23 protein-coding genes are annotated in these 22,628 nt (G+C 70.5%); 15 read left to right on the forward strand and 8 right to left on the reverse strand.

Going from position 1 to position 22,628, the window contains the following annotated elements:
- Positions 1-405: 405 nt before the first annotated feature.
- Complete coding sequence (locus N5096_RS10665) at positions 406-735, reverse strand: 4Fe-4S dicluster domain-containing protein (RefSeq protein WP_267664598.1); 330 nt, start codon at positions 733-735, stop codon at positions 406-408.
- A gap of 98 nt (positions 736-833) precedes the next feature.
- Entirely contained in the window at positions 834-2,606 is a 1,773-nt protein-coding gene (locus tag N5096_RS10670) for a glutamate--tRNA ligase (protein WP_267664600.1), read from the reverse strand.
- A gap of 369 nt (positions 2,607-2,975) precedes the next feature.
- On the opposite strand from N5096_RS10670, the gene N5096_RS10675 reads away from it, so the two are divergent.
- Positions 2,976-3,203: a hypothetical protein gene (locus tag N5096_RS10675; protein WP_267664668.1), complete on the forward strand. Its 228-nt coding sequence runs from the start codon at positions 2,976-2,978 to the stop codon at positions 3,201-3,203.
- Between the two features lie 33 nt (positions 3,204-3,236).
- On the opposite strand, the gene surE is transcribed toward N5096_RS10675, so the two are convergent.
- Together surE and carA are read right to left on the reverse strand one after the other, a co-directional pair.
- Positions 3,237-4,148 (reverse strand): 5'/3'-nucleotidase SurE, encoded by a 912-nt coding sequence (surE, locus tag N5096_RS10680; RefSeq protein ID WP_267664602.1) that lies wholly within the window; start codon positions 4,146-4,148, stop codon positions 3,237-3,239.
- A gap of 164 nt (positions 4,149-4,312) precedes the next feature.
- Positions 4,313-5,374, reverse strand: a complete 1,062-nt coding sequence (gene carA, locus N5096_RS10685) for a glutamine-hydrolyzing carbamoyl-phosphate synthase small subunit (RefSeq protein WP_267664604.1) — start codon at positions 5,372-5,374, stop codon at positions 4,313-4,315.
- A gap of 96 nt (positions 5,375-5,470) precedes the next feature.
- On the opposite strand from carA, the gene N5096_RS10690 reads away from it, so the two are divergent.
- A complete protein-coding gene (locus tag N5096_RS10690) occupies positions 5,471-5,884 on the forward strand; it encodes an Lrp/AsnC family transcriptional regulator (protein ID WP_267664605.1) in 414 nt (137 codons plus the stop codon).
- Between the two features lie 92 nt (positions 5,885-5,976).
- Here N5096_RS10690 and dpsA read toward each other — a convergent pair whose 3' ends face one another.
- Positions 5,977-6,525, reverse strand: coding sequence for a DNA starvation/stationary phase protection protein DpsA (dpsA, locus tag N5096_RS10695; RefSeq protein WP_267664606.1), 549 nt, complete (start codon positions 6,523-6,525; stop codon positions 5,977-5,979).
- 257 nt (positions 6,526-6,782) lie between these two features.
- On the opposite strand from dpsA, the gene N5096_RS10700 reads away from it, so the two are divergent.
- Together N5096_RS10700 and N5096_RS10705 are read left to right on the forward strand one after the other, a co-directional pair.
- Positions 6,783-8,186, forward strand: coding sequence for a HEAT repeat domain-containing protein (locus tag N5096_RS10700; protein WP_267664607.1), 1,404 nt, complete (start codon positions 6,783-6,785; stop codon positions 8,184-8,186).
- 54 nt (positions 8,187-8,240) lie between these two features.
- Positions 8,241-10,022 (forward strand): phospholipase D-like domain-containing protein, encoded by a 1,782-nt coding sequence (locus tag N5096_RS10705; RefSeq protein ID WP_267664608.1) that lies wholly within the window; start codon positions 8,241-8,243, stop codon positions 10,020-10,022.
- 33 nt (positions 10,023-10,055) lie between these two features.
- Here the strand turns inward: N5096_RS10705 and han are convergent, their stop codons facing one another.
- Entirely contained in the window at positions 10,056-12,002 is a 1,947-nt protein-coding gene (gene han / locus N5096_RS10710) for a Hef-associated nuclease (RefSeq protein WP_267664609.1), read from the reverse strand.
- A 161-nt stretch (positions 12,003-12,163) separates the two neighbouring features.
- On the opposite strand from han, the gene N5096_RS10715 reads away from it, so the two are divergent.
- From N5096_RS10715 to N5096_RS10735, 5 genes are all read left to right on the forward strand, one after another.
- Complete coding sequence (locus N5096_RS10715) at positions 12,164-12,685, forward strand: Mov34/MPN/PAD-1 family protein (RefSeq protein WP_267664611.1); 522 nt, start codon at positions 12,164-12,166, stop codon at positions 12,683-12,685.
- Complete coding sequence (locus N5096_RS10720; protein ID WP_267664613.1) at positions 12,682-13,143, forward strand: FAD synthase family protein; 462 nt, start codon at positions 12,682-12,684, stop codon at positions 13,141-13,143. Before N5096_RS10715 ends, N5096_RS10720 begins: the two co-directional genes overlap by 4 nt.
- 106 nt (positions 13,144-13,249) lie before the next feature.
- The gene (locus N5096_RS10725) at positions 13,250-14,653 is read left to right on the forward strand and encodes a heme o synthase (protein ID WP_267664614.1); all 1,404 of its coding nucleotides are present in this window, start codon (positions 13,250-13,252) and stop codon (positions 14,651-14,653) included.
- A 99-nt stretch (positions 14,654-14,752) separates the two neighbouring features.
- Positions 14,753-14,995, forward strand: coding sequence for an Rdx family protein (locus N5096_RS10730; RefSeq protein WP_267664616.1), 243 nt, complete (start codon positions 14,753-14,755; stop codon positions 14,993-14,995).
- 115 nt (positions 14,996-15,110) lie between these two features.
- Positions 15,111-15,698: a hypothetical protein gene (locus tag N5096_RS10735; protein WP_267664619.1), complete on the forward strand. Its 588-nt coding sequence runs from the start codon at positions 15,111-15,113 to the stop codon at positions 15,696-15,698.
- An 18-nt stretch (positions 15,699-15,716) separates the two neighbouring features.
- Here the strand turns inward: N5096_RS10735 and N5096_RS10740 are convergent, their stop codons facing one another.
- Positions 15,717-18,128 (reverse strand): heavy metal translocating P-type ATPase, encoded by a 2,412-nt coding sequence (locus N5096_RS10740; RefSeq protein WP_267664620.1) that lies wholly within the window; start codon positions 18,126-18,128, stop codon positions 15,717-15,719.
- A gap of 69 nt (positions 18,129-18,197) precedes the next feature.
- A complete protein-coding gene (locus N5096_RS10745) occupies positions 18,198-18,398 on the reverse strand; it encodes a DUF8131 family protein (RefSeq protein ID WP_267664621.1) in 201 nt (66 codons plus the stop codon).
- A 97-nt stretch (positions 18,399-18,495) separates the two neighbouring features.
- Between N5096_RS10745 and N5096_RS10750 the strand changes: the two genes are divergently transcribed.
- The 6 genes from N5096_RS10750 to N5096_RS10775 all read left to right on the forward strand — a co-directional run bounded on the left by N5096_RS10750 (position 18,496) and on the right by N5096_RS10775 (position 22,591).
- Entirely contained in the window at positions 18,496-18,672 is a 177-nt protein-coding gene (locus N5096_RS10750) for a hypothetical protein (RefSeq protein ID WP_267664623.1), read from the forward strand.
- Between the two features lie 7 nt (positions 18,673-18,679).
- Entirely contained in the window at positions 18,680-19,189 is a 510-nt protein-coding gene (locus N5096_RS10755; protein WP_267664625.1) for a cytochrome c oxidase subunit II, read from the forward strand.
- Positions 19,186-20,976, forward strand: coding sequence for a b(o/a)3-type cytochrome-c oxidase subunit 1 (locus N5096_RS10760; protein WP_267664626.1), 1,791 nt, complete (start codon positions 19,186-19,188; stop codon positions 20,974-20,976). Before N5096_RS10755 ends, N5096_RS10760 begins: the two co-directional genes overlap by 4 nt.
- A complete protein-coding gene (locus N5096_RS10765) occupies positions 20,973-21,188 on the forward strand; it encodes a CbaC protein (protein WP_267664627.1) in 216 nt (71 codons plus the stop codon). The genes N5096_RS10760 and N5096_RS10765 overlap by 4 nt, the downstream gene beginning before the upstream one ends.
- A gap of 80 nt (positions 21,189-21,268) precedes the next feature.
- Positions 21,269-21,514: a DUF7542 family protein gene (locus tag N5096_RS10770; protein ID WP_267664629.1), complete on the forward strand. Its 246-nt coding sequence runs from the start codon at positions 21,269-21,271 to the stop codon at positions 21,512-21,514.
- A 78-nt stretch (positions 21,515-21,592) separates the two neighbouring features.
- Positions 21,593-22,591 carry a Gfo/Idh/MocA family protein gene (locus N5096_RS10775; protein ID WP_267664631.1) on the forward strand — a complete coding sequence of 333 codons (999 nt, stop codon included), beginning with the start codon at positions 21,593-21,595 and terminating at the stop codon, positions 22,589-22,591.
- The last annotated feature ends 37 nt before the right edge of the window (positions 22,592-22,628 follow it).

A 22,628-nucleotide genomic window follows, 5' to 3' on the forward strand; every position in this document is an offset into this window, starting at 1 on the left:
GGTGGGACTCAAAGGGGCAGTCGCCGGCGGCTTTGCCGCCGGCTGCCAGAGGCGCGAAGCGCCTCGCTGCCGCGAGGACGAAGACGGGCGTTCACGAGAGCGGAGCTCTCGTGAGCCAATCAGAACGCTTCGTGTTCTGATGACGACGCAAGGACCGCAAGGAGGGAGCGCTAGCGACCGACTGAGGACCGCAGCGAGCCCATCGAGTCCTCGCGGCTGGGGCTTTGACGGTCTTCACCGTCGATCTGCCAGTAGTCATTTATAAGTGAGCGGCTGGGGCTTTGGAGGTGTTAACCGTCGATCGACAGTCAACCATTTATAACTGAACGGCTGGGGCTTTGGAGGTGTTCGCTGTCGGTGCGCAGTCGACCATTTATGTACGTCTTCGACAACCAGAGCGCTGGTCTATATCCTGTTCTCGCGGCCGGGGTCGACGTCGATCGCGTCGACCGGACAGACGTCGACACACAACATACAGTCGATACACTGGTCCTCGTCGATCGGGTTCGCCTTCCGCTCCGATTCGGGGTGCCCGGGGGTGTCCACCCACTCGAACACGTCGACCGGGCAGTCCTCTAGGCAGGCGCCGTCGGCGAGGCAGATATCGAAGTCGACGGCGACGTGGGTGCCGCGGATCCCCTGCTTCTCCGGCGGCTCGACGGGGCCCCACACCGCCACGCCGTCCTCCTCGCCGACCCCCTCCCGGCTCTGTTCGAAGTTCGAGTCGATAGCCATCGTTACCCTCGCTTCGACGGTCGCGGGTTTAAACTCGGCGACGAACGGATTCGGTCGGCCGGAGAACACCTCCGCCGGCCAGTCAGCAGAACGTCGACCTACGGATGCGCGTAGTACGCGAGCAGGTCCTCCTCGCCGCTCGGGCCGTGGGGGTCGTCGGTCGCCGTCGGCTCGAACGCGTCGACGCGAGCGAAGCCGACGCGAACGAACTGGACGACGGTGTCCGGGTCGACGTCGGCGAGCGCGGGCTCGGCGATGCCTCGAACGTCGCCGGAGACGGTTCGGAGGAGCGTCTCGAGCCCCTCGTCGGCCGGAACCCAGTGGATCACGTCCACCCCCTCGTCGCGGACGACGTCGATGTCGGCGTCGACGAAGGCCAGCTCGTCGGCCTCGTGCCGGACGCAGCCGTACCCCTTGAGCCAGACGCGGTCGCCCTCGGGCGGGAGGTCGGCGGACTCGACGGCGACCCGCCCGGCGGGCACCTCGCGGTCGCCGCGGTCGGCGTGGTCGGGGTGCAGCGGCGGGCGGCCCGCCTCGGGCGCGGGCGCGTCGCCGTCGACGACCGGGAGCTCGATAGCCGGGTCGTCGTCGCGGTCGCGCACGAGGAAGTACCGGTTGGCCCCGTCGTCGACCAGGTCGCGGTTGTTCGCGTAGACGGACGACATCGCCAGGTCGACGTCGGAGGTGGACATCCCCAGACCCGTCATCGAGTCGACGAGGGCCTGCCCCCGGATGCCGCGGCGGCGCATCGACCGAATGGTCGGCGCGCGCGGGTCGTCCCACCCCGTCAGCTCGCCCGTCTCGATGAGTTCCTTGATCGTCGACGTGGAGAGCGTCACGTCGTACTCGTCCACTTGGACGTGGCCCCAGTGGAGCACCTCGGGGTACTCCCAGCCGAAGTAATCGTAGACGAATCGCTGGCGCTTCGCGGAGTCCTGGAGGTCGATGCCGCGGATGATGTGGGTGACGCCGGTGAGGTGGTCGTCGACGCCGGACTGGAAATCGAGCATGGGCCAGCAGCGGTACTCGCTGGCTTCCTCGCGCGGGTGCGGCGTGTCGATCATCCGGAACGCGACCCAGTCGCGCAGCGCGGGGTTCTTGTGCTCGATGTCGGTGCGCACGCGGAGCACCATTTCGCCGGAGTCGTACTCGCCGGCGACCATCGCCGAGAACTCCTCGCGGACCGTCTCGGCGTCCTTCTCGCGGTGCGGGCACGCCTCGGCGTCGTTCTTCCGCGCCGAGAACTCCTCGCCGGAACACGAGCAGGTGTAGGCGCCCCCGGCGTCGATGAGGTCGCGGGCGTGGTCGTAGTACGTCTCCAGCCGGTCGGACGCCTTCAGCACCCGGTCGGCCTCGAACCCGAGGTACGCGATGTCCTCGAGGATGGCGTCGTACGCGTCCAAGTCGGGCCGCTTCGTCTCCGGGTCAGTGTCGTCGAACCGGCAGATAAACTCCCCGTCGTACCGCTCCTTGTACGTCCCGATCACCGCGGGCATCCGGGCGTGGCCGACGTGCCACGGGCCGTTGGGGTTCGGCGCAGCGCGCATCACGACCTCGCCGTCCTCGGCGTTCGGGAGCTCGGGGAGGACGTGCTCGTCCTCCTCGTCGTCGGCCTCCAGCTCCGCGAGCTTGTCGGGCGCGAGCTCGCCGAGCCGCTCCCGACGCTCGGCCTCGTCCATGCCGGCGACCCGGTTCACGACCGGCGCGACGACGCCGGGGATTTCGTCGCCGTGCGGTCGGAAGTCGGGGTTCTCGCCCATCAGGGGGCCCATGATGGCGCCCACGTCCGGGTCGCTGCCGTGTTTGAGCGCGTTGAACAGCGCGGCGGCCTCGCCGGCCGCCTCGACGCGCTCGCGGAGTTCGTCGTCCATGCCACTCGGTTGTCGGGGTCGGCTCAAAAGCGCCGCGGAACGACGGCCAGCGGGAGATCGGCGGTGCGGGGGACGACCGCCGGTGCGGGACGCGAGCGGCGATACCGGAGGGACGGCCGAGGCGGGGGCCGCGGGAGAGGGGACCGCGGGTAGGGGCATCCGAGACCAGCGCGCGGAGCGACTTAAACGGCCGAGACCGTTCACGGGGTGCTACGTCCGTAAACGGTCGAGGGAATTATACCGCCGGAGGCGTCACCGGATCGGTGCGGTTCGCCGGGTTGATATCGCGTCACGCCGTGGATAAGTCATGAACACGGGAGCGACTCGGTGCGCCCCCCGGCCGGCGGAGGGGTCCGCGTGGTAGAACCCATGTCGGACGCGGAGCGCGACGCGGGGAACCGCAAGGTCAAGGCCGGCTTCCTGCTGCTCGTCGCCGTCTCGCCGCCGCTCATCGCCCTCCAGTGGGGAGCGACGCCGCTGGAGCTGCTCGCCGCCCTCGGGGTCGGGGTCGGGCTGGGAGCCCTGCTCGTGTGGTACCTCGGTCGGCTCGCCGACGAGTTCACCGGCGGGTCGCGGCGGCCGGGGCGGCGTCGATAGGAGCCGGTCGGCTCCGGAGAGCGCTCCCCGGAGTCAGTCCCCGTCGGCTCGCGAGAGCGCCTCGCCGCCGACGGCGACGACCTCGCCCGCGCGGTCGCCGGCGACCGACCGCGACGACGACAGCGGCGAGACGCTCACTTCGCCCTCGACGACCGCGAGCCGGTCCGACCCCGGATCGTCGGCGACGTCGCCGCGGAGGAACTCCCGCCAGAAGCGGTCCCGGAGCTCCATTCCCATCTCGCCGCGCCGCTCGCCGAACTCCCAGCCCTCGGGGACGTTCTCGTCGTCGAGCCCCTCCTCGCCCGGCCGGAACTCGATCACGTCGAAGCCGCGCGCGGGCTCCGTGATCCGGTAGGTCGGGTCGCCCGCGGCCTCGTCGTCGGCGGCCGGCGCGTTGACGTTCAGCACGTCGGCGTCGAAGGGGAGCGCGAGCGGGTCGTCCCCGCCGCCGCTCGCACCGTCATTCCCGCCTTCGGCGCGGCCGAGCAGGTCGAGCACCGCCTCTGCGGCGAGCCCGAAGTCGTCGGCGTCGAGGGTCGGGGGAACGGGGAGGTTCCCGCGGTCGTACAGCGAGACGGCGATCGCGGGCGTGCCAAGGAAGGCGGCCTCCATCGCGGCGCCGACCGTCCCGGACTGGCCGAGGATGTGCGCGCCGATGTTCGGCCCGTGGTTGCAGCCGGAGACGACGACGTCCGGGTCGAGTCCGAGCGCGACCTCGGCAACGGCGACGCAGTCGGCCGGGGTCCCCTCGACCGCGTAGCCAGCGTCCGTCTGCGCGTACTCCACGGTGGTCTCCCACCAGGAGCGGGCGCCGCCGACTCCGGACTGGTTCTGCTTCGGCGCGACGACCGTCACGTCGTGTTCGCGCGAGAGCGCGTCCGCGAGCGCTCGGATCCCGACGGCGTCGATCCCGTCGTCGTTGGTGAGGAGGATCTCGAGGGTCATGCCCGGCACTGCGGGAGGGCGGGGGAAAACGTCGCCGATAGCGGGCGAAGAGCGGGCCGACGCGGGAACCGACAGGCGTCGGGCGGGTGGTACTCCGGGGCGGTCAGCGGCGGGAGCGGCGAGCGGGGGAATCGGGGTTCCGGGAGCGGCGGGCGCGGCGAGGGTCAGTCGGCGGCGACGTGCGGCGTCGCCTCCGCCAGCTCCAGCACCTCGTCGAAGAAGCCGAGCGAGTCGTGCGGCCCGGGGTTCGCCTCGGGGTGGTACTGGCGGGTGATGACGTCGAGCTCCTCGCTGTCGAGGCCCTCGACGGTGTCGTCGTTGACGTTCACCTGCGTCACCTCCAGCGGGCCGGTGTCGTCGACCGTGTAGCCGTGGTTCTGGGTCGTCATCACGACCTTATCGCTGCGGAGGTCCTTGACGGGCTGGTTGACGCCGCGGTGGCCGAACATCATCTTCTCGGTCGAGCCGCCGAGCGCGCTCGTGATCACCTGCTGACCGAGGCAGATCCCGGCCATCGGCAGGTCCCCCGCGAAGGCGTCGACGACCTCTTGGGCCGCGACGAAATTCTCCGGGTCGCCCGGGCCGTTCGAGACGAAGAGCACGTCGGGGTCGATCTCGGCGACGTCCTCGGGAGTCGCGTCGTACGGGAGGACGTGGACGTCGGCGCCGCGCTCGGTGAGCGAGGCGATGATCGAGCCCTTCGCGCCGCAGTCGAGCATCGCGACGTCGGCGGCGCCGCCGCCCTCGTGGACGGTCGGCTCCGTCACGGACACCTGCGCGCCGATGTCGACGTGGTCGCTCATCGGCTCGCACGCCTCCATCTCCGCGACCGCGTCCTCGGGGGTTACGTCCGGACCGGCGGCGATGCCGCAGGCCATCGCGCCCTCCTCGCGGACGGTGGTGACGATCTCGCGGGTGTCGACGTGGTCGACGGCGGGTACGGCCTCGCTGGTGAGCCACTCGGCGACGTCGTCGGTCAGCTCGCGGGCGATCGCCGCGCGCGGCTGGACCGACTCGGACTCGAACCGCTCGGTTCGGACGCCGTAGTTCCCGATCAGGGGGTACGAGAAGGTGAGGATCTGTTCGGCGTAGGAGGGGTCGGTGAGCGACTCCTCGTAGCCGGTGTACGCGGTCGTGAACACCAGTTCGCCGCGGGTGCGCCCCGGCGCACGGGCGCGCGCTTCGAGCACGCGTCCGTCGGCCAGCGCGATATAGGCGTCCGACATTACGAGAAACGTACGCGCAAAGGGTAATAAATGCGTCGTTCGTAGATTCATTACGATATTCGTAACGAGTAAGTCGACGGAGGGAGAAGATGTCGTATGGACGACCTCGACCGCCGGATTCTCTCGATCCTGCGACGGGACGCGCGGACCCCGTACACGGAGATCGCGGATCAGGTCGGCACCTCCGAGGGCACCGTGCGCAACCGCGTCGATCGCATGACTGAGGAGGGGGTCATCGAGCGGTTCACCGTCACGACCCGCACCGGCAACGTGAAGGCGATGATCGAGATCTCGGTGGAGATGAACGTTGACACCGCCGCCGTCGGCGAACGCATGGTCGACTGGGAGGAGGTAGACTTCGTCTGGCAGGTCTCGGGCGAGGACGACATCGTGCTCGTCGTCGACGCCGTCGACACGCGCGCCGTCAACGAACTCATCTCGCAGGCCCGCGAGATGGACGAGGTGAAGTCGACGAAGACGCGGCTCATCCTGGACGAGCGGCTCGGCTGATCGGTCGGGACTACCGCTGTCGGAGCGAAAAAAACGGAAAATTCGGACGGTCGAGAGTCTTACGCGACGGGCGCTGAAGTCGAGCGCGGCGTCTATTCGAGCGTGCCCTGGGTGACGAGGGTGTCGTCCTCCAGGTAGTGCTCGAGGTGGTGGCCGTGCTCCTCAACGTCCATGAGGATCTCGCGGAGCTGCTCCTCGGTGTTGTAGTCGCCGAGGTTGTTGGCGAGCTGGATGTGCTCGCGGAGCATCTCGGTGATGTCGCCGAAGATCTCCAAGTCGTTCTCCAGCCCCGTCCGGATGTCGTAGGCGTCGGCGTCCTCGGGGGTCACCGGAGCGTGCTCCTCGTAGTTCGCGCCGCCCGACAGCGGCACGCCGCCGAGAGCCTGCGCGCGCTCGGCGAGCGTGTCGGCGCCCTCCTCGAGGTCTTCGGCGACCTCGCCGAGGTAGAGGTGGATGTCGTGGAACTCGGCGCCCTCGACGAGCCAGTGGTGCTTCTTGACCTGGTGGTAGAGGACGTACGTCGCGGCGAGGTCGGTGTTGAGCGCGTCGACGAGCTGCTCGGCCTTCTCCTCGGGAACGCGAAGCGCTTCGCTCTCGTGAACCTCTCCGTAGCGTTGGCGGGCTTCTTTCTGGGTGCTCATGTCTACTTCTACGTACGTGCGCGGGTTACTTAACTGTTCCCACTAAGATAATCAGAATTCTATATATTGAAAAATATTTTCTCATATCTCCTAAATCGCCGCGAGTAGTGATGCTCGCCGGTCACGTTCCGACTCGACCTCGCCGGCGACCCCAATCGGCGAGATCGGGGTTCGTCGACCGGCTCGCGTCGGGGTTCGGGTCCGCTCCGCCCGCGAAGGGAAACGTCTTAATGGGCAACGCGCGCAGTTCGTGGTATATGAGCAACGGCGACGACGATCCGGCCGACGCCTCCGAGGAGGCCGACGAATCGACCGACGCGACCGACGCGCCGGCGGTTCCCGACGAAGCGAGCGAGGAGTCGTTGAACGAGTACCTCGACGAGATCGCGGCGCTCCTCGACGACGCCGAGACGGAGGCGGACCTCAACGACGTCGACGCGCTCCTCGACGACGCCGAGACGGGGATCGATGAGGCCGACCTCCCCGAGCCGGACGAAGACGACGAGGACGCCGACGACCCGCGCGGCGACCTCGAAGACCGCGTCGCGGAGCTTCGCGAGGGCGTCGAGGCGGCGCGCGGCCCCTACGGCGACGACGTCGTCGACGCGATCGAGACGGCCGGCACGCGGCTTGAAGAGACCGAGTGGACCGCCGCCGGCCGCGACGACGCCGCCGACGCGGTGACGGCCTTCGTCGAGGCGGCCGCCGACGCCGTCGACAACGAGGTGGACGCGGACGCGATCGAGACCGACCCGGGCGCCACCGAGAGCGCTCCCGCCGACGCGCCGGCCGACGAGAGCGACCCCGACGACCGCGTCGCCGCCCTCGTCTCTGCGCTCGACGCCGTCGCGGCGGGCATCCCCGACGCCGACCTCGACCCCGACGACGACGCGGAGACGATCGCCGCCCTGATCGAGGCGACGGGCGCGCTCGAGGCCGGGCTCGACGACGCCGAGGAGTGGGACGACCTCGAGACCCACGAGCAGCTCCGCGCGCAGGGGTACTACGACGTGCTCGGCCACTACAAGGATTTCCCGGTCGAGTGGTCGGCGCTGAAGGAGCACGAGGCGCGCGGCAACGTCGACATGATCCTGCTCGCGCTCGACTCGCTCACCTCCGACTTCATGGAGCGCCACTGCCTCGAGGCGTTCGAGCGCATGGGCAAGCGCGCGAGGACCGAGGCCTCCGTGGAGGAGCTGCTCGGCCGCGCGGAGAAGCGCGACCAGTTCTCGATCCGCATCCTCGGGAAGATGGCCGCCGAGGAGGCGACGGAGACCCTCGTCGAGTACGTCCCCGAGGAGTCGAACCCACAGCTCCAGAAGGCGACGTTCAAGTCGCTCGGCGAGATCGGCGCGACCGAGGCGGTCCAGCCGCTCGCGGACGCGCTCGACGACGACGACACCGAGGAGCTCGTCCGTCCGCACGCGGCTCGCGCGCTGGGGCTCATCGGCGACACCCGCGCGGTCGACCCGCTCGTCGACGTGCTCGACGGCGACGGGTCCGACGACACCCGGGCCGCGGCCGGCTGGGCGCTCCGGCAGATCGGCACCCGCAACGCGCTCGAAGCCGTCGCCGAGTACGCTGACGAACACTCGTTCGTCGTCTCGACCGAGGGCGAGAAGGCTCAGCGCTCCCTCGACGCCGCGTCGGCGACCGCCTGACGCCGACCGCCGCTCGACCGACCTTTCTTATTCGATAGCGGGGCCACCATCGCCGTGTCGCCCGCACCGGCTCGTCCCGCGAGCGTTTCGATCACGAGCGTCCCCGCCGGCGCGAACGTCGTCGCCGTCGCGCTCGGACTGCTCGTCCTGACGGCCGCCGCGCCGGTGGCGGCCGCGGGTGACGCGCCGGTGGCGGCCGCGGGTGACGCCGGAACCGGCTCGGGAGTCGCTGGGCCCGACCCGGGAAGCGTCGTCGCGCAGTCGAACGACCGGACGGGGAACCGGACGCTCGTGGCGATGGAGCCGCGGATCCTCGAGCTGTTCCCGAATCCGACGGCGGCGGAGAACCGCGGCGAGTACCTCGTGGTCCGGCTCCCCGAGCGGGGGAACTGGTCGCTCTCCGACGGCTACTACGAGGCTGAGATCCCGGCGAACGCGAGCGGCGTCGTCGCGCTCTCGATGGACCCCGCGAACGCGACCCCCCTGCTCGGTGACGAGACCGCGGTCGCCGGCAGCGGCGGCACCGGCGACCCGGAGCTCCGAGCGCTCGACGACCACTTCCCGCTCTCGGCGTCCGGCGATCGGATCGAGCTCCGACGGAACGGGACGGCGGTCGCCGTGGTCGGCTACGACCGCGCCCCCGAGGGGCACCGCTGGCGCGCGGACTGGGACGAGTGGCGACCGCGCGGCTACGACCCGCGGGCCGCGACCGCGACGGGGGACGCGACCGTGCGGCCGTTCGTGCTGCCCGACAGCCCGGGGATGCCGGTCGAGCCGCTCCGCGGGGCCGAGGACCGTCTGCTGCTCGCCGGCTACACGCTGGGGTCCGAGCGCGTCGTCAACCTGCTCGTCGCCGCCGCCGGTCGGGGCGTGGAGGTGCGCGTCCTCGTCGAGGGGTCACCGGTCGGCGGGTTCTCCGCGCGGAGCGCCCGGCTCCTCGACCGGGTCGCCGCCGCCGGCGTCGAGGTGCGCGTCCTCGACGGCGACCCCGAGCGGTTCCGCTTCCACCACGCGAAGTACGCCGTCGCCGACGACCGCGCGGTCGTCCTCACGGAGAACTGGAAGGCGTCCGGCACCGGGGGCCGGAGCAACCGTGGGTGGGGCGTCGTCACCGGGACGCCCCGGTCCGCGACCGCCGGCGAGACGACCGCCGACGACCTCGCCGGCCTGTTCCGCGCGGACGCCGCGGCGTCCGACGCCCGGTCGTGGGAGTCGTTCCGCTCGGAGACCGAGTTCCACGAGGGGGGCGCCGCGAACGGGAGCTACCCGACGCGGTTCGAGGCGCCCGCGCCGACGACGGCGGACGTCACGCTCCTGACGGCACCCGGGAACAGCGCCGACCGGCTGGTCGCGCGGATCGACGCCGCGGACGACCGCGTGTTGGCGCTGGTCCCGCGGACCGGCGGCCCGGACAACCGGCTCGTCCGCGCGCTCCGGCGGGCCGCCGACCGCGGCGTCGACGTCCACCTCTTGCTGTCGGGGGCGTGGTACGACCGGGAGGAGAACCGCGCGCTCGTCGAGGCGCTCGCGGACGAGCCGATCGAGGTCGCCGTCGCGGAGCCGCGCGGCCGGTACGGGAAGGTCCACGCGAAGGGCGTTGTGGTCGACGACACGGCGGTCGTCGGGAGCCTCAACTGGAACGAGGGCGCGGCGACGGAGAACCGGGAGGTGCTGCTCGCGGTCGAGGACGAGGCGGTGGCCGACTTCTACGCTCGCGCCTATGGGGCCGACTGGCGGGGCGGCGGGGTCCAGTTACCGGTGGGGCTCCTCGGCGGGCTCGGGGTTGTCGTCGTGGGCGCCGGCGTCGTCGCGCGCCGGGAGGTTTCGTTCGCGTGACTCCGATGAAAAGCCGTCCGGAGGGACGGAGCCTCAGTCGTCGATCACGGCCGTCGACGAGAGCGCCTCGTCGATCTCCGCCTCAGCCATCTTCTCGATGAGCGTCTCGATGACCGCGCTCCGGCGGCCCTTCACGAACTTGATCGAGCCGACGACGAGGTGACCGCCGCCGGAGACGCCCGCCTCGGGGAGCTCCCCGTTCAGCTCGGTCACCATGTTCGGGATGTCGAGTCGGACGCCGTCGGACCGAAGCACGCAGAAGTCCGGCCCGTAGCCGATCGTGATGACGGGGTCGCCCGTCTCCTTGACGCGAGTGTCGTGGAGCTCGCCGGTCGTCTTTCCGGGCGCCGGGTAAGTGAAGCGGTGGGCGTACTCGTCGAGGTCGACCCGGTAGAGGTGCGCGCCGGAGGCGAGCCGCTCGTGCTCGACGTGGTCGTCGAGCGCGTCGAGCTGCCGGTCCACGTCGCGCTCGGCGCGCTCGGAGAGGAACTCCACCAGCTCCTCGTGGCGCTCCTCGTCCTCACATCCCACGTTCAGGGCGTCGTTGACGAGGGTCTTCCCCTCGGAGTATCGCAGCCAGTGGGCGGCGTAGTCGAGCGCCTCGCCGATGTCGAGCAGGTCGGACTCGTCGTAGCCGGCCCCCTCGGCGAGCGCGACGTAGTCGTCCATCGCCTCGGCCTTCGAGCGGTCGGAGAGCCCGGCGACCGCCGGGACGTGTTCAAGCTCCCCGGTGATCGACGGGTCGATCAGCCGGGCCAGCTCGACGCACATCATCCCCGTGGTGACCCGGTAGTCCTCGCCGTGGAGGTACGGGTTGACGTGGGCGTCGAGCAGCGGCTCGACCGCTTCGGGGTCGGGGTGGTGGTGGTCGACGGCCGCGATGGGGATGTCGTAGTGGGTGAGGTTCTCGTAGGCGGGGACGTCCTCTTCGGTCGACCCGTTGTCGAGCATGAGGAGGAAGGGGAGCTTCTGTCCGTGGCGGGCGCGCCCCTCCAAGGCGAAGTTCAGGTCGCGGGTGACGTCCTCCATCTCGTAGTACGGCGCCTTGCTCGGGAGCCGCTTGAAGAGGTGCCGCGCCGCGTCGGGGTCCTCGTGGACTTCCTGAACGAAGTTTTCGAGGGCGAGCTGGACCGGGATCGCCGCGCACATGCCGTCGCCGTCGGCGTGGTGACGGACGCGGATCGGCCGCCCGGCGAGCACGGTTCGGCGGAGCACCCGGGCCAGCTCGCGGAGGTCCTGGTGGATCGGCTCGAACGCCGCCCACTCGACGAGGGGCTCGACGTCGGCGGGCGCGGCGCGCTCGTCGAGCGCGGCCTCGAACCGCTCTCGGGCCTCGGCGGCGCGGGCGTCCGGGAGCCGCTTCAGGGCGTCGACCTCCAGCTGGAGGGCGTTCTCGCGGGTCTCGACCACCCCGCTGACGTGGACCATGTCGCCGACGGATATGTCCGGGTACGCGCGGACACCGGCCTCCTCGAAGGCGGCACAGGAGACGACGCCGGAGGCGTCCGCGACCGCGAAGATGGTCGGGCCCCCGGTCTGTTTCGCTTGGACGACCTCGCCCTCGACGGTGACCTCGTCGCCCGGGGAGAGCCCGCGGACGCGGGAGAGCGTCGGCTCGTGGGCGACGGTCTCGGTGCGGTAGTCGTCGAGGGCCTCGTCGTCGAACGCGACGTCGCCGTTCTCCTTCACCTCGGTCAGCCGGGTGATCAGCCGGTCGCCGACGTCGTAGTCGCCGTCGAGGTTCGACTCGTGGACGAGCCCCGAGAGGGCGTCGGAGACGTCGACGAAGACCCCGTAGTCGACGACGCCGTTGACCTCGGCGTGGTACAGCGCGTCGACCTCCGCGTCCTCGAGGGTGCAGTCGGGTGCCAGGTCGTAGACGGTCGGCCGGTCGTCGGCCGCCCCCTTCGCCGTGTCGGCGTCGGGTTCGGGGCTCGAATCGCCCCGCGTGCCGGAATCCCCGGCGGATTTCTCACTCATGTAACGACGTCGGATACGGCCGGTGTTAAGCCTGTTCTCTCGCGTCTCCGCCGGTCTCGACGCGCGAGTCGACGCCGTGCCGTCGGCGCCGCCGAGCGCGGAACGAGCCCGCGGTCGTCCGGTCCGGAACCCCTATGGGGCGACGGCGCCTTCGCCCGAGTATGCGACTGTTCCGCTCGGACGAACTCCTCGGGATCGCCCGAGAGACGATGGAGTTCGTCCTCGAGGCGAGCGAGGAGACCCACCCCAACGAGTACATGGGGTTCCTCCGCGCGGACGACGCTCGGAAGCTCGACGTCGACCGAGACGGCCAGGTGATCACCGACGTGCTCGTCATCCCGGGTACGGAGTCGAGCCCGACGAGCGCCAGCGTGCGCACCCACATGAAGCCGAACGACATGCGCGCCGTCGGCTCGGTCCACTCGCACCCGAACGGGGCGCTCCGGCCGAGCGCGGCCGACCTCGCGACGTTCGGACAGGGAGAGGTCCATGTCATCGTCGGCGCCCCCTACGGCTGGGGGGACTGGAAGGCGTTCGACAACGAGGGGACCCAGACGACCCTCGACGTGCTCGACGTGGAGGTGCCCGACGAGCACTTCTTCGATTTCACGCAGGACGACATCGACGCGGAGATCGTCGAGGAGAACCGCGACGGCGGCGGCTTCCTCTCGTGGTTCAGATGACGCGGGTCGTCGCGCAGGGGACCTTCGACCTGCTTCACCTGGGCCACGTCCACTACCTCGAGGACGCGGCGACGTACGGCGACGAGCTCCACGCCATCGTCGCCCGCCGGACCAACGTCACCCACAAGCCCGAACCGATCCTGTGTGCCCGCCAGCGGCGCGACATGGTCGCCGCCCTCGACGCGGTCGACGAGGCGCATCTGGGCCACCCGGAGGACGTGTTCGTCCCCATCGAGCGGATCGACCCGGACGTGATCGTGTTGGGCTTCGACCAGCACCACGACGAGGCGGGGATCGCCGAGGCGCTCGCGGCCCGCGACATCGACTGCCGGGTCGAGCGGGCGTCGGGACGCGAGCCGGAGTACGACGACGAGGTGCTCTCCAGCGGCGACATCGTCGACTGCGTCCTCCGGCGGCGCGGGGGGACCGGCGACGGCGAGGGGAGCGGGCGGCGGTAAGCCGGGGTCGGCGACAAACCGCGGTCGACGGCGGTGAGACGGGCCCGCTCGGCGGGGATCCGTCGAAGCGCGGGACATATATGGATCCGTTCCCAACTCCGCGTAAGTGAAGATACCCGACCGGTTCCCCGCGATTCTCGCGGCGACGGCGATGGGCGTGTACCTCCTGCTCGTTGCCGGCGCCACGACCTCGCTCACGGAGGCGGCGGCCGCCTGCTCTGGATGGCCGCTCTGCGGCGGCGGCGCCGCGCTCCCCGTCGAGAGCGCCGGGTGGATCGCGCTCGGGCACCGCGCCGTCGCCGTCATCGTCGGCGCCCTCGTGGTCCTCTCGCTCGCGCTCGCGTGGCGCGACGGAGCGAGCCGTCGCGTCCGGGCCGCTCTGGCGGCCGCATTCCTGCTCTTCCCGGCCCAGTCGGGCGTCGGCGCGCTCGTCGCCGTCGGCGAGCTCCCCGCCTCGCTGGCCCCCGTCCACCTCCTGCTCGGCGTGACGATCTTCGGCACCGTCCTCGCCGCGCTCGCGTGGTGGCTGGAGGCCGAGACCGGCGTCGCCGACGACGCCCCCGGCGACTTCCAGCCCGGGACCGACGACCTCCCGCCGGTCGAGGAGGCGCCCGACCCCGAGATCCCGACGGCGACGGTCCCGCGGCTGAAGGCGACCGCGGCCGCCTACTTCCGGCTCATGAAGCCCCGCCTGATGTGGCTGCTCTGCCTCGTCGCCGCCGCGGCGATGGCGCTCGCTGGCGGCCGGGGGTTCACGCCGTACGTCGTGGCCGCGACGCTCGCTGGCGGCGCGCTCTCGATCGGCGCGTCGGGGACGTTCAACCACGTGTTCGAGCGCGACATCGACAGGCGGATGCAGCGGACCAACGACCGCCCGCTGGCGACCGACCTCGTCCCGGTGCGCAACGCGCTCGCGTTCGGGCTGCTGCTGGCGGCCGCCTCCCTCGGCCTCTTCTGGAGCGTGAACCCGCTGACCGCGGGGCTGGGACTGGTCGCGATCCTGTTTTACAGCGTCGTCTACACGCTCGTGTTGAAGCCGAACACGGTCCAGAACACCGTCATCGGCGGCGCGGCGGGCGCACTCCCGGCGCTCATCGGCTGGGCGGCGGTGACCGGCGAATTCGGCGGCGGCGGGCTGCTGCTCGCCCTGGTCATCTTCCTGTGGACGCCCGCGCACTTCTATAACCTCGCGCTGGCCTACAAGGACGACTACGAACGCGGCGGCTTCCCGATGATGCCCGTCGTCCGCGGCGAGACGGCGACGCGCCGCCACATCGTCTGGTACCTCGGCGCGACGCTCGTCGCCGCGGTCGCGCTCGCGGTCGTGGCCGAGCCGCTCGGCGCGCTGTACGCCGTCGTCGGCGTCGGCGTCGGGGCCGTCTTCCTCTGGACGGTCGTTCAGCTCCACTACGAGCAGACGGAGAGCGCGGCGTTCCGCGCGTTCCACGCCTCGAACGCCTACCTCGGCCTGCTGCTGTTCGCCGTCGTCTTCGACGCGCTGGTGGTGTGAGGCGGTTGCGGTCGCCGGCGAGCGAACCCCGCCGCCGTCGGCGAACCGAGACGAGCCGCGACCCTCGCTTTTAATCCGACTCGTCTCCTACGATAAGCCATGACACGCGTCGAAATCGAGTACTGCGTCCCCTGTGGCATGTTGAACCGCGCGCAAGACGTCTCCGAGGCGATCCTCAAGCAGTTCGGTGAGGACATCGACGAGGTCGCGCTGGTGACCGGCGACGCGGGCGTGTTCGTCGTCCGCGCTGATGACGAGGTCGTCTTCGACAAGGAGGAAGACGAGTACGACGTCGACGCCATCGTTCGCGCGGTCAAGCCGTACGTCGGCGCAGCGGCGTAACCGGCGACCGACCGCGGTTCCGGTGCCCCCTTCCTCTCGACGAGCACCCAGAAATTCCTGAGCATCGTTCACAAGCCGCAAGCTAATTGTCGCTCCGTCACGAACCGCCCCGGCGATGTCGGACTCAACGGAGCGGGCGCGCGGCGAGCCGGCCGCGGACGACCCGGCGCTCGGGGCCGGCACTTCGACCCCGGAAGCCGCCGCGCCCGGCGCGGACGACCGGGCGTGGCTCGCGCGGGCCTGGTATCGGTCCCGGCTCGGGATCGTCATCGTCGCCGTCGACGTCCTCCTCACGGTCACCCTCACGGCCGCGGCGTCCGTGAATGTCGGCGCGCAGTACGCCGGGATCGACGGTCTTGGTCCCGGGATCGTCCCCCCGTTCGTCCCACTGTTCAGCCTGCTCGGCGGGCTGGGGTTCGTCTCCACGGCCCTGATCGAGCGCTTCGACGCCTCGGTCGGCAGGCTCCTCCAGTACAACCTTCGGCTTCCGGCCGCGCTGCCGCTCGGCGTCGGAGTCTACCTGCTCTCGGACCTCGTCCTCGGACAGGGCGTCGACGACGTGCCGCTCGTCGTCGGGGTCGTCTTCCTCTCCGGACTGTACGTCAACCTCGCGTACAAGCGCCTCGGGGCCTTGGCGCGCCGGCTCCTCCCGGCGGGGTCTGACCGGGGCGACGGGAGAGAGACCGGCGGAGCCGGGGAGTGACCACAGCCGCGCGCCGTCTCAGTCGGGGTCGAACACCGGCCGCGCCGAGTTCGTCACCACGAGGAGGCTGCTGGACGCCATCGCGAGCGCGGCCAGCAGGGGGTTGAGGACGCCCGAGAGCGCCATCGGAATCGCCACCGCGTTGTAGACGAACGCCCAGCCGAGGTTCTGCTTCAGGCGCCGGTTCGTCCCGCGCGTGACGGCGAACAGCTCCGGGACCGCGGAGAGCCGGTCGTCGAGCAGGACCGCGTCGGCGGCGTCGGCCGCGAGGTCCGTGCCGGAGGCGATCGAGATCCCGAGATCGGCCGCGGCGAGCGCGGGGGCGTCGTTGCTCCCGTCGCCGACCATCGCGACCGGCCCGTCCGCGCCGAGCCGACGGACCGTCTCGGCCTTCGCCTCCGGCGGCACCTCGGCGAACACCTCGTCGATCGCGGGGTGGTCCGCGAACCGCGTCGCGGCCGCGGGCGCGTCACCGGTGAGCACGACCACGCGCCGACCGTCCGCGTCGAGGTCGGCGACGACCGCCTCCCACCCGTCGCGCACCTCGTCGCCGACGGTCAGGACCCCGCGCACGCGACCGTCCCAGCCGACGTAGACGGGGACGTTCCCGCGGTCGCGGGCGGCCGCCCCCGCCTCGCGGAGCCGGTCCGAGACCGGCCACCCCCGCTCGTCGAAGAGGTCGGGGTGGCCGACGACGACCTCGTCGCCGCCGACGCGCCCCGCGACCCCGCGGTCGAAGACGTCGACGTCGGTCGCGGCGGGGGCGTCCGGTGTACTCGTCGAACTGCCGGCGGCCGCGGCGCCGCCGTCGGTCGCCGGCCGCTCGGTCGTCCCGTCTTCCGCGTCCCTCAGCACGCCCGCGACGATCGCCTCGGCGACCGGGTGGATCGAAGCGCGCTCGACGGCTGCCGCCCGTTCGCGGACGCGGTCGACCGAGGCCCCGTCCTCGGTGGTCGCGTCGAGCAGCCGCATCTCGCCGTCGGTGAGCGTCCCGGTCTTGTCGAAGACGACCGTGTCGACGTCGGCGGCCGCCTCGAAGACGGCGTCGGAGACGACGACGATGCCGCGCTTCGCCGCGTCGCGGATCCCGGCGGCGACCGCGAGCGGCGTCGCCAGCCCGAGCGCGCACGGGCAGGAGACGATGAGCACCGTCAGCCCGACGAGCGCCGCGTCGATCGGCGCCGAGCCGAGCGCGAGGGTGGCCGCGGCGCCGACGGCCGCGACCGCCACGACGAGGGGGACGAACACCGTCGCCAGTCGGTCGACGAGCCGCTGGATCCCGGACCGCGAGCTCTGGATCTCCCAGAGCAGGCGCACGAGGGTGTCGAGCGTGTTCGCCGCGTCCTCGCCGACCTCGATCACGACGGGCGAGTCGGTGACGACGGTGCCCCCGCGGACCGGGTCGCCCTCGCGTTTCGTCGCCGGGAGCGACTCCCCCGTGACGAGCGCCTCGTCGACCGCGGCGGTCCCCTCGGCGACGGTCCCGTCGAAGGGCACGCGCTCGCCGGGGCGCACGAGCAGTCGGTCGCCGGGGGCGACTTCGTCTGCGGCGAGGGTCTCGCCCGCCTCGGTCCGCACGGTGCGGTCCTCGGTCGTCGTCAGGTCGGCGAGCATGCCGGTCGCCCGGCGCTTGATGACCGACTCGTAGTGGTTGCCGGCGGTGACGACCAAGATGACGGCGATGGTCACGTCGAAGTAGAGGTCGGTCCGCCCGACGAGCAGCGCGAGCGTGCTGTACGCGTACGAGCTCGCCGCCGCGAGCGACACGAGGAGGTCCATGTTCGGCTGCCGCGCCCGGAGGCTCACGTACGCGCCTCGCAGGATCGGATAGCCGGTGTAAAACAGCACGATGGAGGCGAACACCCAGATCTGCGCGAAGAGATAGGTGCCCGAGACCCCGCCCAGCTCGATGATCGGCTCGTAGCCGAAGTAGGTCGGGTAGAGGAAGAGGACGTACCACAGCATCGCCATCATCCCGAAGAAGCCGCCGCCGATGAGGAACCGCACGACGGCGTCGTCCTCGTCCGCGTCCGGGTCGGCGCGGCGGCTCGCCGAGTAGCCCGCGACCGAGAGCCGGTCGGGGAGCTCGTCCGCGTCCACGGCCTCCGGGTCGTAGTCGACCCGGATCGTGTCGGTGGCGTAGCTCGCCTCGGCGGCCGCGACCCCCTCCTGCTCGCCCGCCGTCATCTCGAGGAACGACTCGCAGGTCGCGCAGTGCATCCCGTCGACGTGGAGGAACGTCGTCTCGCCGTCGAACTCCTCGTCCGGCGTCGCGGCCGGCCGGCGCGCGTCGAGGTCGTCGAGGTCCTCGACGTCGTCGAGCGAGCGCGCGACCGTCAGGCAGCCCCGGCAGCAGAACTCGCCGTCGACGTCGGGCGCGGTGTGCGGGTCGTCTCCGACCGGGAGATCACAGAGTGTACAGCCTGTCATACGTGGTCCGGGTTCTCTCCGAGCGGTCCGCGGACCGGGGGCGGTGGTCCCGCGGCCTGTTCGGGTCGACTACGCGTGTTCGGGGTCGTCCGCGTCGCCGCCGACTCCCGGGAAGCTTCCGCCGGTCGCGATCCGGAGGCTCGCCCAGATGAGCAGGACGTTCACGAGCGTGATCGCGACGAAGATCTCCGCCCGATCCGCGATGAACACCGCCGCGGGAACGAGCCCGCCGAGGACCAGGAGCACGCCCTGTTGGATCGAGAAGTCCATATCGTCCCCTATCGGCCGCCGAAAATATATAACACCCGTGTTTTCAGAGTCCGAGAACGGGTGGATCTTATATACTTCTTTGCTGTTAACCCCGCCCATGGGCCAAAACGAGACCGCACACGCTCCGACGGACGACGTGAGCGGTGAGACGGAGGAGTTCGACCCGATCGGGACCCTCACCCTCATCGCGATATACTTCGTCATCCTCGTGCTTTCGTGGGTGTACATCTACTATATCGAGTTCCTTGGCCGCGATCTGATCGTCGTGGGGTGATCACGAGATGCACATTCACGCCTACGAGAAGATCTGGCTGGCGGCGTCGGTGCTGTTAATCCTGTTTCTCCTCGGGTCGGTCACCTACGGCGCCGTCGGTCCCGGCGTCGCGATGGTGAGCGACACCGAGCCGACGATCGATCCGGGCGCCCTGGACGAGGACGAGCGGTTCTCGGAGCCTCGCGTCGAACAGGTGGGAGAGAACGAGTACGCGGCGTACGTCGTCGCTCGGCAGTTCGGGTTCCAGCCGGATCCGATCGTCGTGCCCGCGAACAGCACGGTGACGTTCTACGTCACCTCCGCGGACGTGATACACGGGTTCGAGGTCGCGGGCACGAACCTGAACACGATGGTCGTCCCCGGCGAGGTCTCGGAGATCACGGTCAAGACCGACGAGCCGGCCGAGTACGGGCTCATCTGTAACGAGTACTGCGGCGCGGGCCACCACGTGATGGAAGGGAAGGTAAACGTCGTGAGCCAAGCGGAGTTCGAGAGCAGCGGAGGTGACGGCGAATGAGCGAGGCCATCGAGGCCGAGCAGACCTTCGCGGACAAGTTCCCCGAGGAGGCGCGGATCGTCCGGGCGGCGCTGCTCAGCTCCTTTTTCGCGCTGGCGCTCGGCGCGATCTTCGGGATCATCCAGACGCTCCACCGGACCGACGTGGCGCGGATCATTCCGTCGACCGACTACTACACCGTGTTGACCGCCCACGGCGTGTTCATGGTGATCAGCTTCACCATCTTCTTCCTCGTGGGACTGTTCACGTGGGCGGTCGTGCGGAGCCTCGACCGGCCGCTCCTCAACACCAAGATCACGTGGACGTGGTACGGGCTGATGGCCGCCGGGATGACGATGACCGGCGTGTCGATCCTCGCCGGTTTCGTCGACTCCATCGATATGAGCGCGGACGTGTTGTTCACGTTCTACGCGCCGCTGCAGGCGCACCCGATGTTCTACGCCGGGCTCGCGGTGTTCATCGTCGGGTCGTGGATCGCCGGGGCCGACTTCTTCCGGACGTGGCTCGCGTGGAAGCGCGAGCACCCGGACGAGCGGATCCCGCTCCAGACGTTCATGGTGTTGACGACGATGGCGATGTGGTACATCGCGTCGTCCGCCGTGGCCGCCTCGGTGCTGATCTTCCTGCTGCCGTGGTCGCTCGGCCTGATCGACCAGGTGAACCCGACGCTGACCCGGACGCTGTTCTGGTTCTTCGGCCACCCGGTCGTCTACTTCTGGCTGATGCCGGCGTACCTGCTGTGGTACACGGTCCTGCCGAAGATCGCCGGTGGACGGCTGTTCAGCGACCCGCTCGCGCGCGTCGTCTTCGTCCTGTTCCTCCTGCTGTCGACCCCGGTCGGCATCCACCACCAGTACCTCGACCCGGGGATCGCGGAGGGGTTCAAGTTCATCTCGATGACAAACACGATGTTCCTGCTGTTGCCGAGCCTGCTCACCGCGTTCACGGTCGTCGCGAGCGTCGAGTACGGCGCCCGCCAGCGCGGCGGGAGCGGCCTCCTCGGCTGGCTCACCGACCTCCCGTGGCGCGACCCGGCGTTCACGGGGATGATGCTCGCGGGGCTGATGTTCGCGGCCGGCGGGTTCTCCGGGATGGTGAACGCCGGCATGAACATCAACTACATGATCCACAACACGATCTGGGTGCCGGGCCACTTCCACCTCACCGTTGGCACCGCCGTCGCGCTCACGTTCATGGCGGCGACCTACTGGCTCTGGCCGCAGATCTCCAACAAGCCGATCTACAGCCGGCCGATCGGGCTGTTCCAGGTCGTTCTCTGGTTCATCGGCATGGCCCTGATGTCCAACGCGATGCACGCGCAGGGGATCATGGGCGTACCGCGGCGGACTGCGGAGCCCGAGTATAGCGGCTTCGACTACCCGACGATGTTCGGCGGGTTCGAGGAGCTGAACATTCAGATCGCCATCGGCGGGACGCTCCTGTTCGTCTCGACGGTGCTGTTCATAGGGAACCTCGTCCTCACGATGGGGAACCCGAAGGTCTCCGGGCTCGCCGAGTCGCTGCCGCCGGCGCTGTCCGGCCCCGACGACGCCCCACGCGTACTCGATAGCCTCCGCCTGTGGGTCGGGATCGCGTTGACCCTCGTCGTCCTCGCGTACGCCCTCCCGCTGGCGGCGATCATCAACCGCGGCGGCCTGCTCGGTCCGGGGGTGGGCACGTACCCGGTGTGGCTCGTGTCGACGCTCGACGCGCTCGCGGGCGCCGTGACGCCCCTCGTCGGTGCCGTCGGCGACGCGGCCGCCTCGCTCGCGGAGGTGGTCCGATGAGCCTCGACCGGACCCGCGGCGGGCTCCTCGTGGCCTTCGCGGTGTTCGGCGTGATCGTCTACGAGCTCCGGACGGTCCTCGATTTCGTCGGCGTCGAGCTCCCGCTCATTCCCTACATGGCCGCCGTCTTCGCGCTCGGCGGCATCCTGCTGTGGGTCGTCACGCTCACGGGCGGCTGGCGGACGGAGCCCGAGGGCGACGAGCCGGCGTAGCGACGCGAGACGGTCCGAGCCGCCGCCTTTTTGCGAGCCTCGTACCGCGGGTGTTTTGTGCCGTCCGACCAATATCGGGTATGGAACAGACGCGCGTCTCGGTCCGGTGTGCCGACTGCTCGTTCGAAGCGGGGTACGACGGGCTCCCGGCGGCGCGGACCGCGCTCGACGACCACGAGGCGGCGACCGGCCACGAGGTGGCGTGGGAGATCGAGTCGCTCACCGGGGGGGTCTCGCAGGCCGGCGCCGACGCCGGCGTCTGCGGCCGTCCGGAGTGCGTCAACGAGGACTCGCCGCTCGCGAATTCCGGCCCGGCCGACCGGTAGCGCCGCGCGAGCGGCCGCCGACCGATTCGGGGCGAGGTTATCGGTCCTTTTTCTACACCGTGGCGAGGACAGTCACGCATGTCAACACGAAACGGTCCGCTCACCTTCGGCGTGCTCGGCACCGCGGGGATCGCTCGCAAGGCGGTGGTCCCGGCGATCGCGGCCAGCGACCACGCGGTCGGCGCGGTCGCGTCGCGCGACGGGGACCGGGCCGCGGCGTTCGCCGAGGCGCAGTCGATCCCGCGGAGCTACGGCTCCTACGAGGCGCTGCTCGACGACGACGAGCTCGACGCCGTCTACGTCCCGCTTCCGAACGGCCTCCACGCCGAGTGGACGACCAGCGCGGCCGACGCCGGGCTCCACGTGCTCTGCGAGAAGCCGCTCGCGGTCGACGCGGCGGAGGCGCGCGAGGTGACGGACCACTGCGACGACCGCGGCGTCACGCTGATGGAGGGGTTCATGTACCGGTACCACCCCCGCACCGAGCGCGTCCTCGAACTGGTCGAGCGGGAGCTGGACGACGTGCGCACGGTGACCTCGACGTTCCGGTTCCCGCTGTACGACCGGCCGGACGACGTGCGCCTCGATCCGGAGCTCGCCGGCGGGTCGCTGATGGACGTCGGCTCTTACCCCGTCTCGCTCGTCAGGACCGTCCTCGGCGAACCGGACCGGGCGTACGCGCACGCGAACGACAGCCGGGACGCCGGCGTCGACACGGAGCTCGCGGGCGTACTGGAGTACGCGGACGGTCGGTCGGCCCGGGTCGCCTCCGGCTTCGACACCCAGCTCGTGCAGCGGTACCGGATCGACGCGACGAACGGCTGGATCGAGGTCGAGCGGGCGTTCGACGCGCCCGCGGACGAGCCGGTGGAGCTGACCTACGAGATCGACGGTCAGCGCGGCGCCGAGACGTTCGACCCCGTGGACCAGTACCGGCTGCAGGTGGAGCACTTCGCCGACCGAGTTGCTAACGGCGCCGATCCCCTGACCGACGGGGCGGAGGCGATCGCCAATATGCGGGTCATCGACGCGCTGGCCGAGAGCGCCGCCGACGGCGGCGCGGTCGACGTCTCGTGAACGGGACCGGCGCGCGTCGGGGCGACTGACGAGCCGC

The organism is Halorubrum yunnanense, from assembly GCF_026586675.1.
Lineage (GTDB): Archaea > Halobacteriota > Halobacteria > Halobacteriales > Haloferacaceae > Halorubrum > Halorubrum yunnanense.

Excerpts from the sequence above, each read along its gene's own strand:
- N5096_RS10665 (WP_267664598.1), bottom strand. The coding sequence starts at position 735 with ATGGCTATCGACTCGAACTTCGAACAGAGCCGGGAGGGGGTCGGCGAG.
- N5096_RS10670 (WP_267664600.1), bottom strand. The coding sequence starts at position 2,606 with ATGGACGACGAACTCCGCGAGCGCGTCGAGGCGGCCGGCGAGGCCGCC.
- N5096_RS10675 (WP_267664668.1), top strand. The coding sequence starts at position 2,976 with ATGTCGGACGCGGAGCGCGACGCGGGGAACCGCAAGGTCAAGGCCGGC.
- surE (WP_267664602.1), bottom strand. The coding sequence starts at position 4,148 with ATGACCCTCGAGATCCTCCTCACCAACGACGACGGGATCGACGCCGTC.
- carA (WP_267664604.1), bottom strand. The coding sequence starts at position 5,374 with ATGTCGGACGCCTATATCGCGCTGGCCGACGGACGCGTGCTCGAAGCG.
- N5096_RS10690 (WP_267664605.1), top strand. The coding sequence starts at position 5,471 with ATGGACGACCTCGACCGCCGGATTCTCTCGATCCTGCGACGGGACGCG.
- dpsA (WP_267664606.1), bottom strand. The coding sequence starts at position 6,525 with ATGAGCACCCAGAAAGAAGCCCGCCAACGCTACGGAGAGGTTCACGAG.
- N5096_RS10700 (WP_267664607.1), top strand. The coding sequence starts at position 6,783 with ATGAGCAACGGCGACGACGATCCGGCCGACGCCTCCGAGGAGGCCGAC.
- han (WP_267664609.1), bottom strand. The coding sequence starts at position 12,002 with ATGAGTGAGAAATCCGCCGGGGATTCCGGCACGCGGGGCGATTCGAGC.
- N5096_RS10715 (WP_267664611.1), top strand. The coding sequence starts at position 12,164 with ATGCGACTGTTCCGCTCGGACGAACTCCTCGGGATCGCCCGAGAGACG.
- N5096_RS10720 (WP_267664613.1), top strand. The coding sequence starts at position 12,682 with ATGACGCGGGTCGTCGCGCAGGGGACCTTCGACCTGCTTCACCTGGGC.
- N5096_RS10730 (WP_267664616.1), top strand. The coding sequence starts at position 14,753 with ATGACACGCGTCGAAATCGAGTACTGCGTCCCCTGTGGCATGTTGAAC.
- N5096_RS10735 (WP_267664619.1), top strand. The coding sequence starts at position 15,111 with ATGTCGGACTCAACGGAGCGGGCGCGCGGCGAGCCGGCCGCGGACGAC.
- N5096_RS10740 (WP_267664620.1), bottom strand. The coding sequence starts at position 18,128 with ATGACAGGCTGTACACTCTGTGATCTCCCGGTCGGAGACGACCCGCAC.
- N5096_RS10745 (WP_267664621.1), bottom strand. The coding sequence starts at position 18,398 with ATGGACTTCTCGATCCAACAGGGCGTGCTCCTGGTCCTCGGCGGGCTC.
- N5096_RS10750 (WP_267664623.1), top strand. The coding sequence starts at position 18,496 with ATGGGCCAAAACGAGACCGCACACGCTCCGACGGACGACGTGAGCGGT.
- N5096_RS10755 (WP_267664625.1), top strand. The coding sequence starts at position 18,680 with ATGCACATTCACGCCTACGAGAAGATCTGGCTGGCGGCGTCGGTGCTG.
- N5096_RS10760 (WP_267664626.1), top strand. The coding sequence starts at position 19,186 with ATGAGCGAGGCCATCGAGGCCGAGCAGACCTTCGCGGACAAGTTCCCC.
- N5096_RS10765 (WP_267664627.1), top strand. The coding sequence starts at position 20,973 with ATGAGCCTCGACCGGACCCGCGGCGGGCTCCTCGTGGCCTTCGCGGTG.
- N5096_RS10770 (WP_267664629.1), top strand. The coding sequence starts at position 21,269 with ATGGAACAGACGCGCGTCTCGGTCCGGTGTGCCGACTGCTCGTTCGAA.
- N5096_RS10775 (WP_267664631.1), top strand. The coding sequence starts at position 21,593 with ATGTCAACACGAAACGGTCCGCTCACCTTCGGCGTGCTCGGCACCGCG.